The 15,150-nt window shown below is 61.0% G+C and carries 16 protein-coding genes, 1 tRNA gene and 1 pseudogene; 12 read left to right on the top strand and 6 right to left on the bottom strand.

The annotated features are described in order from the left end of the window. Positions 1-41: 41 nt before the first annotated feature. Complete coding sequence (gene gabP / locus QCL51_RS01195; protein ID WP_321141844.1) at positions 42-1,427, bottom strand: GABA permease; 1,386 nt, start codon at positions 1,425-1,427, stop codon at positions 42-44. A gap of 631 nt (positions 1,428-2,058) precedes the next feature. Between gabP and QCL51_RS01190 the strand changes: the two genes are divergently transcribed. From QCL51_RS01190 to QCL51_RS01170, 5 genes are all read left to right on the top strand, one after another. Continuing rightward, positions 2,059-2,832 (top strand): ABC transporter ATP-binding protein, encoded by a 774-nt coding sequence (locus tag QCL51_RS01190; RefSeq protein ID WP_003255746.1) that lies wholly within the window; start codon positions 2,059-2,061, stop codon positions 2,830-2,832. Positions 2,833-2,843: 11 nt separating this feature from the next. After that, positions 2,844-3,596 (top strand): ABC transporter substrate-binding protein, encoded by a 753-nt coding sequence (locus tag QCL51_RS01185; RefSeq protein ID WP_021782626.1) that lies wholly within the window; start codon positions 2,844-2,846, stop codon positions 3,594-3,596. 54 nt (positions 3,597-3,650) lie between these two features. Then, a complete protein-coding gene (locus tag QCL51_RS01180) occupies positions 3,651-4,343 on the top strand; it encodes an ABC transporter permease (protein WP_021782625.1) in 693 nt (230 codons plus the stop codon). Further along, positions 4,343-5,032, top strand: a complete 690-nt coding sequence (locus QCL51_RS01175; protein WP_014589362.1) for an ABC transporter permease — start codon at positions 4,343-4,345, stop codon at positions 5,030-5,032. Before QCL51_RS01180 ends, QCL51_RS01175 begins: the two co-directional genes overlap by 1 nt. A 127-nt stretch (positions 5,033-5,159) precedes the next feature. Continuing rightward, positions 5,160-6,365: a methyltransferase gene (locus QCL51_RS01170; RefSeq protein WP_021782624.1), complete on the top strand. Its 1,206-nt coding sequence runs from the start codon at positions 5,160-5,162 to the stop codon at positions 6,363-6,365. Positions 6,366-6,658: 293 nt separating this feature from the next. Here the strand turns inward: QCL51_RS01170 and QCL51_RS01165 are convergent, their stop codons facing one another. Beyond that, on the bottom strand, positions 6,659-6,949 hold the full coding sequence (locus tag QCL51_RS01165) for a DUF3077 domain-containing protein (protein WP_021782623.1): 291 nt from the start codon (positions 6,947-6,949) through the stop codon (positions 6,659-6,661). Positions 6,950-7,474: 525 nt separating this feature from the next. Between QCL51_RS01165 and QCL51_RS01160 the strand changes: the two genes are divergently transcribed. The 3 genes from QCL51_RS01160 to QCL51_RS01150 all read left to right on the top strand — a co-directional run bounded on the left by QCL51_RS01160 (position 7,475) and on the right by QCL51_RS01150 (position 8,498). Beyond that, on the top strand, positions 7,475-7,717 hold the full coding sequence (locus tag QCL51_RS01160; RefSeq protein ID WP_021782622.1) for a hypothetical protein: 243 nt from the start codon (positions 7,475-7,477) through the stop codon (positions 7,715-7,717). A 98-nt stretch (positions 7,718-7,815) separates the two neighbouring features. Next, positions 7,816-7,891 (top strand) — tRNA-Thr (locus QCL51_RS01155). Between the two features lie 283 nt (positions 7,892-8,174). Further along, positions 8,175-8,498, top strand: coding sequence for a helix-turn-helix transcriptional regulator (locus QCL51_RS01150; protein ID WP_011953230.1), 324 nt, complete (start codon positions 8,175-8,177; stop codon positions 8,496-8,498). On the opposite strand, the gene QCL51_RS01145 is transcribed toward QCL51_RS01150, so the two are convergent. After that, positions 8,495-8,749: a type II toxin-antitoxin system RelE/ParE family toxin gene (locus QCL51_RS01145; protein ID WP_325950988.1), complete on the bottom strand. Its 255-nt coding sequence runs from the start codon at positions 8,747-8,749 to the stop codon at positions 8,495-8,497. The two genes, QCL51_RS01150 and QCL51_RS01145, sit on opposite strands and share 4 nt — an antisense overlap. 163 nt (positions 8,750-8,912) lie before the next feature. On the opposite strand from QCL51_RS01145, the pseudogene QCL51_RS01140 reads away from it, so the two are divergent. Further along, positions 8,913-9,126 (top strand): annotated as a pseudogene (locus tag QCL51_RS01140) (integrase); the annotation flags it as partial. A gap of 4 nt (positions 9,127-9,130) precedes the next feature. Here QCL51_RS01140 and QCL51_RS01135 read toward each other — a convergent pair. Together QCL51_RS01135 and QCL51_RS01130 are read right to left on the bottom strand one after the other, a co-directional pair. Continuing rightward, on the bottom strand, positions 9,131-9,604 hold the full coding sequence (locus QCL51_RS01135) for a transcriptional regulator (protein ID WP_021782620.1): 474 nt from the start codon (positions 9,602-9,604) through the stop codon (positions 9,131-9,133). Between the two features lie 41 nt (positions 9,605-9,645). After that, complete coding sequence (locus QCL51_RS01130; RefSeq protein ID WP_230849509.1) at positions 9,646-10,122, bottom strand: type II toxin-antitoxin system HigB family toxin; 477 nt, start codon at positions 10,120-10,122, stop codon at positions 9,646-9,648. Positions 10,123-10,180: 58 nt separating this feature from the next. Between QCL51_RS01130 and QCL51_RS01125 the strand changes: the two genes are divergently transcribed. After that, a complete protein-coding gene (locus QCL51_RS01125; RefSeq protein WP_028697322.1) occupies positions 10,181-10,387 on the top strand; it encodes a DUF3079 domain-containing protein in 207 nt (68 codons plus the stop codon). A gap of 164 nt (positions 10,388-10,551) precedes the next feature. On the opposite strand, the gene QCL51_RS01120 is transcribed toward QCL51_RS01125, so the two are convergent. Beyond that, entirely contained in the window at positions 10,552-12,849 is a 2,298-nt protein-coding gene (locus QCL51_RS01120; protein ID WP_103443312.1) for a TonB-dependent siderophore receptor, read from the bottom strand. Positions 12,850-12,989: 140 nt separating this feature from the next. Here QCL51_RS01120 and QCL51_RS01115 point away from each other — a divergent pair, with 140 nt between their 5' ends. Continuing rightward, complete coding sequence (locus QCL51_RS01115; protein ID WP_021782617.1) at positions 12,990-13,709, top strand: response regulator; 720 nt, start codon at positions 12,990-12,992, stop codon at positions 13,707-13,709. 1 nt (position 13,710) lies between these two features. Beyond that, positions 13,711-15,078 (top strand): ATP-binding protein, encoded by a 1,368-nt coding sequence (locus QCL51_RS01110; RefSeq protein WP_338444559.1) that lies wholly within the window; start codon positions 13,711-13,713, stop codon positions 15,076-15,078. Positions 15,079-15,150: the final 72 nt, after the last annotated feature.

Raw genomic sequence — 15,150 nt, 5'->3', positions numbered from 1 at the left:
CCCTTCACAGGGCGCGGCCTTTTCATTTAAGCCAGCGCGGATCAGCTGTCCAGCGCCACCCGCCCGGCAGCCTCGCGCTTGCGATGAACCAGCAAGCCCGCCGCCACCACACCAATACTCAGCAGCGCAGTCGCAATGATCTCTACACGGTGATCCTCACGCAGCGCCATGACTACCAGAATGGCAACGATGAAGGCAATGGTCGCCCAGGTCAGCCCCGGGAACAGCCACATCTTGAAGGTGATCTTTTCGCCACGGGCTTCACGCTGGGCGCGCATGCGCAGTTGCGACACGGCGATCACCAGATACACCAGCAGCGCAATGGCGCCAGAGCTGGCCAGCAGGAACTCAAATACCTGGGCCGGTGCCACGAAGTTGGCGAACACGCAGAGAAACGCCGCCGCAGTGGACAGCAGTACCGCCACGTGCGGGGTCGCCGCCTTGGTGGTGCGCTGGGCGATGGCCGGAGCGTCGCCACGCTTGCTCAGCGAGAACAACATGCGCGAAGAAGTGTATAGCGCCGAGTTCAGGCAGCTGGTTACTGCAACAAGCACGACGATGTCGACGATCAGCTTGGCGTTCGGCACACCGATACGGCTCAGCACGGTCTGGTAGGAGCCAGCCTCGGCCAGGGCCGGGTCGTTCCACGGCACCAGGGCCACGACCAGGAAGATCGACACCAGGTAGAACAGGCAGATACGCCAGATTACCGAGTTTGTGGCACGGCTGATCTGCTTGCCCGGGTCCTTCGACTCGGCAGCGGCGATGGTGACGATTTCAGTACCCATGAACGAGAACATGGTGGTCAGCATCGCGGCCAGCACTGCGCCCAGACCGTTGGGCATGAAGCCCTGGGTATCGAACAGGTGGCTGGCACCGCTCACCTGGCTATTCGGTACAAAGCCGAACAAAGCAGCACAGCCCACGGCGATGAAGCCGATGATCGCCAGCACTTTGAGCAAGGCAAACCAGAACTCGAACTCACCGTAGTTCTTCACGCTGCACAGGTTGGTAAGTGTCAGTGCCAGGGTAATGATGAGGGAGAACGCCCACAGATCAACTGCGGGGAACCAGGCATGCAGAATGGCCGCGGCCGCGTTGGCCTCCAGCGGAATCACCAGCACCCAGAACCACCAGTACAGCCAGCCAATGGTGAAACCGGCCCAGCGCCCGATGGCGCGGTCGGCATACGTAGAGAACGAACCGGTGTCAGGCGAGGCGACTGCCATTTCACCCAGCATACGCATGACCAGCACGACCAGCGTACCAGCGGCAGCGTAAGCCAGCAGCACGGCAGGGCCGGCAGCTGCGATGGCGTGGCCGGAGCCTACGAACAGGCCGGCACCGATGACGCCAGCGATGGACAGCATGGTTACATGCCGTTGTTTGAGCCCCTGAGCGAGGTCATTGGAATTGTTACCGCTCATTGAAACTACCTTTGTAAGGAGTGGACCACGCCGACTGCGGATACAGAGCGCGCCAGGGGTTGACCTAGGCGTCGCTGCAATCGGCGGTTTCCTACTGGCAATAAGCGCGCCAGGTGCTGAATACATTCATCAGAAAACTCTGCAGGCCTTTTAGGATGCGGCCCGGAGGGCTTTCGGCCATTCCTTGACCGAAAGGGCACCAAATAGGCGGATTACTGAAATACCCACTTACAAATGCACCAAAGGTGCTCCTCGGTAACACCTTTGCACCACTGCAATGCCGAGAAGTGCAACCCATGGGTACAACCTTATGACCCCAACGAAGCATTCGCGGGGTAACCCGCTCCCACAGGTAAAAGGTAGGGTTTACCCCTCCAATGGGCCAAAACAGCTTCCATGAGCCGGCCAAAGCTGGCACCATCGCGCCTTTTTTCATCAAGGCTCTGGTGCTGGGCGACACCTTCGCGGACATCTGCGCGACGTTACGCTGTAGCGATGCGACAAACTGCCCCACCAGCGCCCCCAGTCCCCGGCGACCCTGTTGGCCGTCATAATGCCGCTATGCTAGCTTGGCGCACGCCAGGAAGGCCGCCAACAGCTGGGAACGCACCCGAACACATGAGGACCGCACATGGCTCAGGCCACGCCCGCGCTGGAAATCCGCAATTTGCACAAACGCTACGGCGAGCAGGAAATTCTCAAGGGCATTTCGCTGACCGCTCGCGACGGTGACGTGATCTCCATCCTGGGGTCGTCCGGCTCCGGCAAGTCCACCCTGCTGCGCTGCATCAACCTGCTCGAGAACCCGCACCAAGGCGAAATCCTGGTCGCCGGTGAAGCCCTCAAGCTCAAGGCCGCCAAGAATGGCGACCTGATTGCAGCCGACAACCGCCAGATCAATCGCCTGCGCAGTGAAATCGGCTTTGTCTTCCAGAATTTCAACCTGTGGCCACACATGTCGATCCTCGACAACATCATCGAGGCGCCACGCCGCGTGCTCGGCCAAAGCAAGGCCGAGGCCATCGAAGCCGCCGAAGCGCTGCTGAACAAGGTCGGCATCTACGACAAACGCCACAGCTACCCCGCCCAGCTTTCCGGTGGCCAGCAACAGCGCGCCGCCATTGCCCGTACCCTGGCCATGAAGCCTAAAGTGATCCTGTTCGACGAGCCCACTTCGGCCCTCGATCCGGAAATGGTCCAGGAAGTGCTTAACGTTATCCGCGCATTGGCCGAAGAAGGCCGTACCATGCTGCTGGTGACGCACGAGATGAGCTTTGCCCGCCATGTGTCCAGTGAAGTCGTCTTCCTGCACCAGGGCCTGGTCGAAGAGCAGGGATCGCCGCAGCAGGTCTTCGAAAACCCGACCTCGGCGCGTTGCAAGCAATTCATGTCCAGCCACCGCTAACGGAGCAATACATGCACACCTACAAGAAGTTTCTCCTGGCAGCTGCTGCCACGCTGGTGATGTCGGCAAACGCCATGGCCGCAGAAAAACTGCGCATGGGCATCGAAGCCGCCTACCCACCGTTCAACAACAAGGATGCCAGCGGTAACGTGGTTGGCTTCGACAAAGACATCGGCGACGCCCTGTGCGCCAAGATGAAAGTCGAGTGCTCGGTCGTTACCTCCGACTGGGACGGCATCATCCCGGCCCTTAACGCCAAGAAGTTCGACTTCCTGGTGTCGTCGCTGTCGATCACCGACGAGCGCAAGCAGGCTGTGGACTTCACCGATCCGTACTACTCCAACAAGCTGCAGTTCATCGCGCCGAAAAACGTCGACTTCAAGACCGACAAAGCGTCGCTGAAGGGCAAGGTCATCGGCACCCAGCGCGCCACCCTGGCCGGCACCTACCTTGAAGACAACTACCCGGATGTCGATATCAAACTTTACGACACCCAGGAAAACGCCTACCTCGACCTGGTCTCCGGTCGTATCGACGGCATCCTGGCCGACAAGTACGTGCAGTACGAGTGGCTGAAAAGCAAAGACGGCTCGAACTTCGAGTTCAAGGGTGAGCCGGTGATGGACAGCGACAAGATCGGCATTGCCGTGCGCAAAGGTGACACCAAGCTGCGCGACGACCTGAACAAAGCCCTGGCAGAAATCAAAGCCGACGGTACGTACAAGAAAATCAACGACAAGTACTTCCCGTTCAGCATCGAATGATCCGCCCTGACCGGCGCGCCCTTGCGGCGCGCCAGTCCCTAAAATGACCTGCCCATGAATATCGACCTGCACGGATTCGGTCCGGCCATGATGGCCGGCACCCTGATGACCGTAAAACTGGCGCTTTGCGCCTTGCTGCTGGGGCTGGTCCTGGGCCTGCTCGGCGCCCTGGCCAAGACCTCTCCGCTCAAGCCGCTGCAATGGCTTGGCGGCTTCTACTCGACCCTGGTTCGCGGCGTGCCCGAACTGCTGTGGGTGCTGCTTATCTATTTCGGTACCGTCGGGCTCATGAGCAGCCTCGGCGAAGCCCTGAACATGCCCGGCCTTGAGCTCAGCGCCTTTGCCGCGGGCGTGATCGCCCTGGGCCTGTGCTTTGGTGCCTACGCCACCGAAGTGTTCCGTGGCGCCATCCTGGCGATCCCCAAAGGCCACCGTGAAGCTGGCCTAGCGCTGGGCCTGTCCAAGGGCCGCATCCTCTCGCGGATCATCCTGCCGCAGATGTGGCGCATCGCCCTGCCCGGCCTTGGCAACCTGTTCATGATCCTGATGAAGGACACCGCCCTGGTGTCGGTAATCGGCCTCGAAGAAATCATGCGCCACGCACAAATCGGCGTGACCGTGACCAAAGAGCCGTTCACTTTCTACATGGTTGCAGCCTGCATCTACCTGGGCCTGACCGTCATTGCCATGACCGGTATGCATTTCATGGAAAAACGCGCCGCTCGCGGCTTTGCGAGGGCTGAATAATGAATTGGGAAGTCATCTTCAAATGGCTGCCACGCCTGGCCGAGGGTGCGGTCCTTACTCTGGAACTGGTGGCCATTGCCGTGGTTGCCGGGTTGATCCTGGCCATCCCGCTGGGCATCGCCCGTTCCTCGCGCCACTGGTACGTGCGCGCCGTGCCGTTCAGCTACATCTTCTTCTTCCGCGGCACGCCACTGCTGGTGCAACTGTTCCTGGTCTATTACGGCCTGGCGCAATTCGATGCAGTTCGTTCCAGCTCGCTGTGGCCGTACCTGCGCGACCCGTTCTGGTGCACGGTGCTGACCATGACCCTGCACACCGCCGCGTACATCGCCGAGATCCTGCGCGGCGCACTGCAGTCGATCCCCAAAGGTGAGATCGAAGCGGCGCGGGCGCTGGGCATGTCGCGGGGCAAGGCGCTGTTCTACATCATGCTGCCACGCGCCGCACGCATCGGCCTGCCGGCGTACAGCAACGAAGTGATCCTGATGCTCAAGGCCAGTGCCCTGGCCAGTACCGTGACCCTGCTGGAGCTGACCGGCATGGCCCGTACCATCATTGCCCGCACCTACCTGCCGGTGGAAATCTTCTTCGCTGCAGGCGTGTTCTACCTGGTGATCTCGTTCATGCTGGTGCAAGGTTTCAAGCTGCTGGAGCGCTGGTTGCGCGTGGATGCGTGCCAAGGGCGCTGACATCTCCTGGCCTTCTTCGCGGGCACGCCCGCTCCCACAAGTACTGCACAGTGCTTAGCCTGTGCACTATACCTGTGGGAGCGGGCGCGCCCGCGAAGAGGCCCCGAAAACCAACACATGTCTACCCATGCCCAACCACCTCCACAGCCACCACCTAAGCACCCGCTTCCAGGCCCTCGACCAGTTCCTGATCGAGCACCAACGGCTGTGGAAACCCCGCCCCTTCACCACCCTGCAACTGGCCTGGGAAACCACCCACCCAGCGCTTGCCGCCCACCTGCGCCAATGTTCACTGGCAGACGCCGAAGCCGACAGCGCCACTGACCGCTTGCCTGCCCCATTCCCGCAACTGGCCGAGCAAGCCCGACAGCTCGTTACGCTCGGCAGCCTTCCGCAAACCGACCTGCCACCTGCCGCCCACCGCCTGGACGTCGCCGTCCCCGGCCGCAAATGGCAGCAGATCGAAGCCTTCGCCAGCCACCTGGCATTCCGTGCCCGGCCCCACCACTGGCTGGACTGGTGCTCTGGCAAAGGCCACCTCGGCCGCCGCCTGCTACAACCCGGCCAGCAGTTGACCTGCCTGGAGTACGACGCAGAACTGGTCACCGCAGGCCAGGCCCTGAGCACGCACCATCACCTACCGGCACAGCACGTACACCAGGACGTGATGGCCACAGACAGCGCTCGCCACCTGGCTGACGATAAAAGCGTGGTTGCCCTGCATGCCTGTGGCGATTTGCATGTACGCCTGATGCAACTGGCCAGCCAGCAAGGTTGCCGGCAACTGGCCGTAGCCCCCTGCTGCTACAACCGCATCGCCGTGCAGCAATACCAGGCGTTATCCACAGCCGCGCAGGCGTCGAGCCTGCAGCTGTCGCTGGACGACCTGGGCCTGCCCTTGAGCGAAACCGTCACTGCCGGCGCCCGCGTGCGGCGCCAGCGCGACACCTCGATGGCCCGGCGCCTGGGCTTCGACCTGCTGCAACGCCAGCAGCGCCAGACCGATGAATACCTGCCGACGCCTTCCCTGCCGGTGGCCTGGCTGGAGAAACCCTTCGAACAATACTGCCGTGACTTGGCTGAACTGAAGCAATTGCCAGTGAGCGGCAATCCGGACTGGGCAATGCTGGAAGCTGCGGGCTGGCAACGCCTGGCCGAGGTTCGGAACCTGGAGCGCGTACGCAACCTGTTCCGTCGGCCACTGGAGCTGTGGCTGGTACTCGATCGCGCCCTGTTCCTCGAAGAACAAGGCTATGACGTGCGCCTGGGCCTGTTTTGCGATTACCCACTGACCCCGCGCAACCTGCTCATTCTCGCGGAACGCGACGGTTAGCCGCAGCACAACCTGTGGATAAGTCTGTGAACAAGCTTGTGATTACCTGTTGGATCCAAGCGCTATTTCAAGCGCTTGGCTTATTCCCGCTTGCAGCTGCAACCCAGTAAAAACAGGCGTTTGCGCAAAGACCAGCGGCGTAGCGATCCGGCATGCCTTTCGCTCAGGCCCCTGATGCCACTTGTGCATAAAGATTTCTTGTGGTTAGCGCAAGCGCTGTTTGCACGGTCGCTTGTGGGAGCGGCCCTTGCGTCGCTAAAGGGCTGCAAAGCAGCCCCGGCGGTCTGACTTTTTCAATTCGCCTTACCCTTGGCGATCTCGATATCGTTCATCAGCGCCTTGGCCATGTCGCACAGGTAATCGGCTGCACCCAGGAATTTATGGTCGTCCTCCATATCCCCCTCGCGCACCAGGTGCTTGATGTAACCCATCAGGATCGAGACATGCTCGTAGGCAGCATCGATGGGGACGCCGGGCTCTACGCGTAGCAGATTGAGGGACGGGTTACCGGCTGCGAGGAAGGTTTCCACGCCTGCGGTTGTGATTGGTTTGGGGCTGTTGGGATCAGAATCGATCGTTTTCACTTTTCAAACTCCCTAGTTCAAAAGGAGTTGCCGTGTTCATTCTTTCTCACGGAACAAAGGCGGCAACCGTGCACGAGGTGAGAAACCGAGTGAACGTAGGAAGCTCGGCCAGACCAAGGTCTGCCCGCGCACAGTCGCCATTACGCAGCCGATACGTTCAAAGTCGGGTTCTCACACCAGGTCGCCAGAGCGACCCGAAAACGGTATCCGTGAGCCACTTCCCCGACAACAGCGTTACTTCGGCGGCGCGCGTAGGATACTTCCGAAGCATCCAAACCCTGAAGCTTTTGACCCCATGGTTCAGAATTGCCTTACACAGATAACCCGGCTTACCCGGCCCCCTGTAGGAGCGGGTTCACCCGCGAAGAGGCCATGCCAGGCAACACAAGGCTAATGCTCCACCGCCGCAACGGTGTATCATCCACCCCCCAAATCATTAAAAAGTGACGTCGCGCGCTGCCCGCCAGCCCCGCGGCCTTCTGGCGTTGCGCCAGAACCGACAATGGACCAACGGACCTGACCATCGTGACCCGAGCCAAACTCCTCGCCCTGTTGACCTTCGCCCTGACCGGCTGTGCCGGCGGCACCTCGCCCAACCCCAGCAGCAACCTGGACTGGAACCACCCCGGCATGCAACTGGGCGGCGACAACGGCCTGCCCCTGCGCACCGAAAGCCCCTGCCGCAAGCGCGGCTGCGACAACGACAAGCTGTTCTTCAACCCGGGCAAAAGCGAGCCTAGCGTCACCACCATGCACCGCGGCTGGTAGGAAAATTCTTCTTTTGGGCCGGTGACTTAGGTCTTTTGCGAACATTCGCAAGGAAGTGGTTTACAGGCGCCAAACGATCGCTATAATGACGCCCCATTGCCGGTATAGCTCAGATGGTAGAGCAACTGACTTGTAATCAGTAGGTCCCGGGTTCGATTCCTGGTGCCGGCACCATACGCAGTATCAAGAAAGGCTCACCGAAAGGTGGGCCTTTTTTGTTTTCCCCCCCGCAGCCCCCAATCCCCTGCCTTACAGATGCCCTGAAGCCACCGCGATCAGTGTAGGAGCTGGCTTGCCTGCGATGGGCTGCGCAGCAGCCCCCCCCAAGCAGATGCAATTCTCTGATCACAGCCCAGCTCAAAAACAGACACACCCTCCAACACAAACGCTTTGACTCGCCAACCAATCCCCACTACGACTTATCGCAAATTTTAGATATTTCTGCCGAGGCAAGCCGATGGCGCTTCAATTCCACGAAAGCCCTTTCCACGCCACCCACGACGCAGATACCGCCAGCAAAATGGCCTTGAAAATGGACTTGTCCATTTTCATCACTGACTGCATCAAAAAAATGGGCCTCAAACAGCATGATGCCGCAGCCAAGCTGAACGTCACCCAATCCCGCATATCCGAGCTTGCAAATGGCAAGATCGAGAAATTCACCTTGGACGCCATGATGGACATGCTGGACAAGCTCGGCTTTCGCACAACCCTGACCCTGCCCTCGAACGATGCCGGTTCACCGCCCCAGATCGTGATCACCCAAACGCCTGGCAGCTAAACCCTGTATCCCATTTTTCTCAGTTCTTGCTTCAACTCCTTCATCCGCTGTTCGGCGACCTGCATCGCGTGCCGGTCGGACCTGTTGGTCGTTTTTACGAACGAATGCAACACGACGACCATGTCTGCAAATTTGGCCACATACACACATCGGAATGCAGGGCTGCCGTTGATGATGAGCTCAATCGCACCCGCCCCTACCGACTCGGTCAACGACTTGATCGGCCGCTCTGGGTCCTGGCCATACTGGATGCGTCGCAGCCACGGCGAGATGCAGTATTGGTGAAGGCATGGATGCCAAGAGGAGCGAATCTAGCGCAGTGGCTTGCAGTTGGCGGAATTAGAAATGTTTCGCGGTATACCCTGAAATATCGTGTTTCTCTCGCCCGCTGAAATCAGTTCGACCTCATTTGGGGCCGGCTACATTCACGTTGTACCCCGCCGCATGCAGTGGCCTTGCTTGGGCAGATCTACGCGATCACTGGCAAATTCGACTTGGTGTTCGCGGGGGTTGCCGCACTCAGGACGATGGCTACGACACCAAGGCGGACATCTGCGGCCACGGGTTCCGAGCCATGGCATGCAGTGCGCTGGTCGACCCTGGGTTGTGGTCGGAGACGGCTATCGAGCCTGTCAAATCACCCCATGCATGAAGAACTCAACCGGTACGCTGAAAAACTCAGCAAAGCCCTTTATCTGGGCAACCGTCATCTTCCGCTTGTTGTTCAGAATCTCGGATACCGCGCTCTGGGTCGCTATCGCCGACAGGTCCTTCTGCTTCACGCCCCTGTCCGACAGCAGAAAGGCCAACGCTTCGGCCTGGCTCGCGAACGGCACCAATACAGACTCACTCTCATACTCGTAGACGCGGTCCGCTACCATCTCGGCAAAGCGTGCCGCAGCGTGGCCTTCGCTGTCCGCATGGGAGTAGAGCTCGTCGATCAATGCCATGCGTGCCTCAAGCTCGGCATCGTCCTTGATGGGGTCATGGCAGGCGGCTAGAAGCTGGGCCATGGTTGCCATCTGAGTGTTCAGGCCATCGAGCATGGGTGAAATATTAGCGATGAAGGCATCTAGTCCATTGGCTTCGATTTTATCCCGCTTCATGTTGTCACCTGTCGAATTGAAATATCGCGCGGCCCAGGTTGCTACCTGATATCGCTTCTGCACCATTTGTCGTACTCGGCGTGCGACAGAATGGCCTTGATGTAGAGAGTGCCCGTTCGCGCATTGAGCCACGCGATCAGGCGGCATTCGTTTTTCTTGATATCGAACACGTAGATATCAAGCGGCCCTTTGCGGCTGGCGGGCCTAAGTTTTGAGTGGGGGATGCGATCAACATTCCAGCCAGACACAGTGACCCACGTCTGCCTTAACTGTTCAAAAGATTCAAACCGCAGCGTCGCCCTGTCGAAGGTCGTCAGCCACAGGCTTAGGGGCGCTTTCCACTGGCCGTGGGCTTCAATCGCCTTGGTTACCGCCGCTTTCGTTATGACCCGCATTGTGTTGTCCCGGCGCACCAACATAGGGTGGAAAATATCTCTTATCCAGATATCTGTCAACCAGATATCTGGATGCGCGATGTACGGTGACCTGGCGATCGCCAATGGATTGATGCCCGTCAAACGACGGGCTGGGCGAGGAGTTTACGTTCAGAACAGGCAGCCCTGAGGGAGGATGAACATGGCCAAGAGATTCCCCACAAACCCTCGCCACCCCGAGCGTATCTGCTGGGGTTGCGACCTGTACTGCCCTGCCAAGGCGCTAGCCTGTGGCAATGGCGCAGACCGGACCATGCATCCGGTGGAGCTTTTTGGCGAGGATTGGGATAGCTTCGAGGGCCAGTTGGAGAAGCCGGTTGATCCAAGGCAAGCGGCAGAGCCCAGGTAAGAAAGGGCCGCTTGGCGGCCCAGCGCAGGCCTTGAACCCAGCGCTGGTTCCGTGTGCGGGCGTGCCCGCGACGCTGGCGATGCGGTTGCAGGCACCGGCTGCGCCGGTGTTCGCGGGTGAACCCGCTCCTACAGGTACAGCGCCAGGCCTTGTGGAAGAGCTGATCAGAACGCGGTGCTTACCGTCAACGACAGGTTACGCGGGTCACCATAAATCGCCCCGGCATAGAACCCGTACTGGCTGTAGTAGTGCTTGTCGAACAGGTTGTTGGCGTTGAGGCTGACGCTGGTCTCATCGGTCAACTGGTACTTGGCCATGGCATTCCAGATGGCATAACCGGACCAGTTCACGTCAGTGGCACCATTGCTCACACCGTTGGTGGGCTGGCCAGCCGGGCTGGAGATGGCGCGGATGTTGCTCTGCGCAGTCACGCCGGCGCCCAGGGTCAGGCGATCGAGCGGGCCGCTCAGGCGGTAGGTGGTGGAGGCCTTGAACAAGTGCGACGGGTCGCTGCGGCCGTCGCTGTCGACGCGACGGAAGTGCAGGTAGGTGTAGCCGGCGTAGACGTTCCAGTTGGGGGTCAGGGCGCCTGCGACTTCCAGGTCGATACCGTCGGTTTCCTGCCCGGAACCGGCCTTGTAGGCGCTGCCGCCGGTCGGGGTGGTCAGGTCGCCGTCCAGCACGGCCTTGTTTTCCTGCTTGGTGCGGAAGTACGCCGCCGAGGCGTTCAGGCGGCCATCGAACCACTCACCCTTGATACCGGTTTCGTAGCTCTGCCCACGAATCGGTTCGACCTTGCTGCCGCTGCTGGTTTCAGAGGTTTGCGGGGTAAAGATGTCGGTGTAGCTGGCGTATACCGAGTAGTTGTCATTGAGGTCATACACCGCGCCCAGGTAGGGGGTGACGATGCCGTTTTCTTCCTGGCTGCTGCGCTCGCCGGCCACACTGCGGGTGACCGAGGAATAGTTGCTGGTGCGCACGCCAACGATCACCGACAACGGGTCGGTGATGCTCAGGCGGGTGGCGGCGTACATGCCTTGCAGGCGGGTGGTGGTCTTGCTGTGAAGGCCGGTGCGCGAGGCGATGAGGTCGTAGTCGTCATCCACGCCATTGTGCCAGTCGGTCACCGGGAAGCCGTTGTTGGCGCGGAACTGGCAACCCAGTGCAGGCGCGCTGGCCATGCCGTCGCCGACCATGGTGCAGGTGTACTGGGGCGACCAGCCGACGGTGCGGCTGTCGTTGTAGCCGACCATGGCCTGGTGAGTGCGGCCGAACAGCTGGAACGGGCCGGACAGGTCGATCTGCGCCGACTGCTGGGTGGTGTCGCTGGAGCTGTGCAAACCATTCAGTACGGCGCCGCTGCCGTCCTGGTCCCAATAGCCGCCGTAGCTGCCGCGCCCTGCCGAGTTTACCTTGGCAAGGCCCCGGTGGTTCAGGGCTTCGGTGGTGGCCTGGGCGGCTTTCAGGTCCAGGGTCCAGTCGTTGTCGAAGCGGTGCTCTAGCGAACCGAACGCAGTGCGGGTGGTGTATTCGCCAAAGCTCCAGCTGGGCACCAGGTTGGTGCTGCGCGGCAAGTCGGTCTTGCTGCCGTCGCGGTACCAGATCGGGATGTTCGCGCCCCAGCCGCCGCCCACAACCTTGTTGTACTCATACTGATAACCGGCGCCCAGGGTGGTGGCGTCGTCCAGGTCGAACTCGAAATTGGCCAAGGCGGCGCGGGAGCGCTCGGACTGGTTGTCGCGGAAGGAGTTGGCATCCTGCTGGGTCATCACAAAACGCGAACGCAGGCGGCCATCTTCGGACAGAGGCAGGTTCAAGTCAGCCCCCAGACGACGCTTGTCCCAACTGCCGTAAGTGGCATAAGCACTGCCGCCGAAGGTTTTGGTCGGTGCCTTGCGGATCAGATTGACGGTGGCCGAGGGGTCGCCGGTGCCGCCCAGCAGGCCGTTGGCACCGCGCACGATGTCGATGCGTTCATACAGGTCCATGTTCAGCGCATTGCCGCTGCCACTGAAATCGGAACCGCCCTGGGTCTGCAGGCCATCGACCTTCCAGTTGCTGATCGAGTAACCACGCGCGCGGTAGTCGGTACGCCCACCCACCTCGGACTTGTTGGCCGTTACGCCTGGGGTGGTTCCCAGTGCCTGCTCGATGGTGTGGATGTCGCGGTCATCCATCTGCTGGCGGGTGATGGTGGTAACCGATTGCGGCGTCTGCCGTGGTGTCAGTGCCAGGCCTGTAGAGCTACGGGTGCTCTCGACCGTGTAGCCCAACTGGCCGGCCTCGTCGGCAGGCAGTAATGCGCTGTCTTCGATCTGCGTGGCGTCCAGTACAAGGGGTTTGCCGTCGGCAGCCATTGCCCCACCGCTGATGGCGACGGCAACGCAGAAGGCCAGCGGCTTTAGGCGACTGCCACTTTGACTGAAGGGGGTGAACGCTGTCGGGATGCTCTTGGGATTCATTTGGGAAGGCTTCGTATTTGCAGATGATTTTTTGTTAGGATTCTAGGGATCAGCCCTCCGGGCTCCAGCCCCGACATGTACGGGGATGTAATTGAACGTAACGAGCGCCACCGGCCCTCACCTAACAGGTGTTTTTCTGCATGAGCACGACCCTGCTGGTTGTCGATGATGACGACGAGATCCGCGAACTTCTTTGTGATTACCTGACCGATGCCGGCTACAACGTGCTGGCCGCAGCCGACGGTGAACAGATGCGCGACCAGCTGGCCAGGCACAAAGTTGAGCTGGTGGTGCTCGACCTGATGTTGCCGGGTGAGGACGGCCTTAGTCTGTGCAGGCAGTTGCAGGCCACACCCGGGTTGGCGGTGATCATGCTGTCAGCCAAGGGCAGCACGCTGGACCGCATCATCGGCCTTGAAGTGGGTGCCGACGACTATCTGGCCAAGCCCTTTGAACCACGCGAACTGATCGCCCGGATCAAAGCCGTACTGCGTCGTCCGCAACGCCTAGGCACCTGTGCCGAAGAACCCGTGGTGGACGCCCAGCTGTTCGCAGGCTTTCGTCTGGAACACGTCAAGCGCCTGCTCACCCGCCCGGATGGCGAGACCCTGACCCTGCCGCGCTCCGACTACCGCGTGCTGCGCGAACTGCTGGAAGCCAACAACCGTGTGGTCTCCCGTGACCAACTGACCCGCAGCGCGTTCGGCCGCGACCACCTGCCCGACGACCGTTCGGTGGACATGTGCGTCAGCCGCCTGCGCCAGCAACTGCGCCGGGCACCGGCGGGGGCCGCGCAAATCCTGACCATCCGCAACGAAGGCTACCTGCTGAGTATCGCCAGCCTCACGGCCGGGGCCTGACATGCGCTGGTTTCACCGGCTGTGGCCACGCACCTTGTTTGGTCAACTGCTGTTGATCATGGTCAGTGGCACGCTGGTGATCCAGTTGATGTCGAGCAGCATCTGGTTCGATGTGCGTTTCGCCCAGGCGCTAGAGGTGCCCGTGCGACTGGTTGCTGCACGCAGCGCCCCCCTGATTGCCCAGATCGACTGCCACGGCGGTACATTGCAGGCGCCAGCCCACTACCAGCTTCGCTGCGTCGAAAGCCTGCCTGGGCAAGAGCATGACGAGCGCCCTGGGCGCAGGCGGGTCGAGCTGTTGCTGCAGCAGGCCCTGAAGTACGAACTGGGGCATGCCCAGGACGTGCGCCTTATGAACGTGCAACTCACCGACGAACTGGGCCAACCGATCGTCTGGCGCAGCCTGTTCGGCCTGCGCACGGCCCAGGCGCATATCCAGTTCGCGCTGCCGCTGGCCGATGGGCACTGGCTGACCATTGCGGGCCAGGAACTGCAGGGCTGGAGCGGCGAGTCGGCCTGGGTGCTGATCAGCGATTACCTGCTGCGGGTGTATGCGCTGCGTATTGTCGCCGTGTTGCTGGTGTGCCTGATTGCCGTGCGCCTGTGCCTGCGCCCGTTGCATCGCCTGGCCGATGCTGCGCGCGGGCTGGGCAGTAACCTCGAACAGCCTCCCCTGGCACTGGATGGGCCGGAAGAAGTACGCCAGGCGGCGCAGGCGTTCAACGCGATGCAGCAGCGGCTGATTGCCATGGTCAACGACAAGGCCTACTTCCTGGCCGCCGTGTCCCACGACCTGCGTACCCCACTGACCCGCATGCGCCTGCGACTGGAGCGCTTACCCGATGACGAACACCGCCAGCGCCTGCAGCAGAACATCACGCAGATGGACGATATGATCGGTCAGGTTCTGGATTACCTGCGTGCCGGAGAGCAGCAGAACTTGCAGCAGGTGGACCTGGACCGGCTGGTGACGCGCCAGTGTGCGGACCTGGCGACTGACCAGGAACCACTGCCGGTGCACGGCCGGGTGAACAGCTTGCGGGGGGATGCCCTGCTGCTGCAGCGCTGTCTTCAGAACTTGTTGGTCAATGCGTTGCGTTATGCCAAGGATGTTTCCGTCACGCTGGAGCGAACGACCACAGGGGTGTTCATCCACATCGACGACCGCGGGCCGGGGATTGCGCCAGCGCTGCTGACGACCATTACCGACCCGTTCGTGCGCGGTGAGGGGTCGCGTAACCAGGCATCCGGGGGATATGGGCTGGGGCTGAGCATTGCCCAGCGGATCGCCACCAGCCATGGGGGTGAGCTGATGCTGGCGAACCGAGCGGGCGGCGGGTTACGGGTCAGCCTGCAGCTCCCCGTCTAAAGGCTGATCCAGGGGCCGGCGTGTAACAGTCTTTTACCGATTACCCAGGTTTTCCGTCCCCTGTGTTTGCCT

The sequence above is a fragment of the Pseudomonas sp. LTR0 genome (genome assembly GCF_036630035.1).
In the GTDB taxonomy this organism is placed as follows: Bacteria; Pseudomonadota; Gammaproteobacteria; order Pseudomonadales; family Pseudomonadaceae; genus Aquipseudomonas; species Aquipseudomonas putida_Y.
The sequence above is the reverse complement of the archived record's forward strand: the minus strand, read 5'-3'. Positions and strand labels throughout refer to the sequence as shown.

Excerpts from the sequence above, each read along its gene's own strand:
- gabP (WP_321141844.1), bottom strand. The coding sequence starts at position 1,427 with ATGAGCGGTAACAATTCCAATGACCTCGCTCAGGGGCTCAAACAACGG.
- QCL51_RS01190 (WP_003255746.1), top strand. The coding sequence starts at position 2,059 with ATGGCTCAGGCCACGCCCGCGCTGGAAATCCGCAATTTGCACAAACGC.
- QCL51_RS01185 (WP_021782626.1), top strand. The coding sequence starts at position 2,844 with ATGCACACCTACAAGAAGTTTCTCCTGGCAGCTGCTGCCACGCTGGTG.
- QCL51_RS01180 (WP_021782625.1), top strand. The coding sequence starts at position 3,651 with ATGAATATCGACCTGCACGGATTCGGTCCGGCCATGATGGCCGGCACC.
- QCL51_RS01175 (WP_014589362.1), top strand. The coding sequence starts at position 4,343 with ATGAATTGGGAAGTCATCTTCAAATGGCTGCCACGCCTGGCCGAGGGT.
- QCL51_RS01170 (WP_021782624.1), top strand. The coding sequence starts at position 5,160 with ATGCCCAACCACCTCCACAGCCACCACCTAAGCACCCGCTTCCAGGCC.
- QCL51_RS01150 (WP_011953230.1), top strand. The coding sequence starts at position 8,175 with ATGGCGCTTCAATTCCACGAAAGCCCTTTCCACGCCACCCACGACGCA.
- QCL51_RS01135 (WP_021782620.1), bottom strand. The coding sequence starts at position 9,604 with ATGAAGCGGGATAAAATCGAAGCCAATGGACTAGATGCCTTCATCGCT.
- QCL51_RS01125 (WP_028697322.1), top strand. The coding sequence starts at position 10,181 with ATGGCCAAGAGATTCCCCACAAACCCTCGCCACCCCGAGCGTATCTGC.
- QCL51_RS01120 (WP_103443312.1), bottom strand. The coding sequence starts at position 12,849 with ATGAATCCCAAGAGCATCCCGACAGCGTTCACCCCCTTCAGTCAAAGT.
- QCL51_RS01115 (WP_021782617.1), top strand. The coding sequence starts at position 12,990 with ATGAGCACGACCCTGCTGGTTGTCGATGATGACGACGAGATCCGCGAA.
- QCL51_RS01110 (WP_338444559.1), top strand. The coding sequence starts at position 13,711 with ATGCGCTGGTTTCACCGGCTGTGGCCACGCACCTTGTTTGGTCAACTG.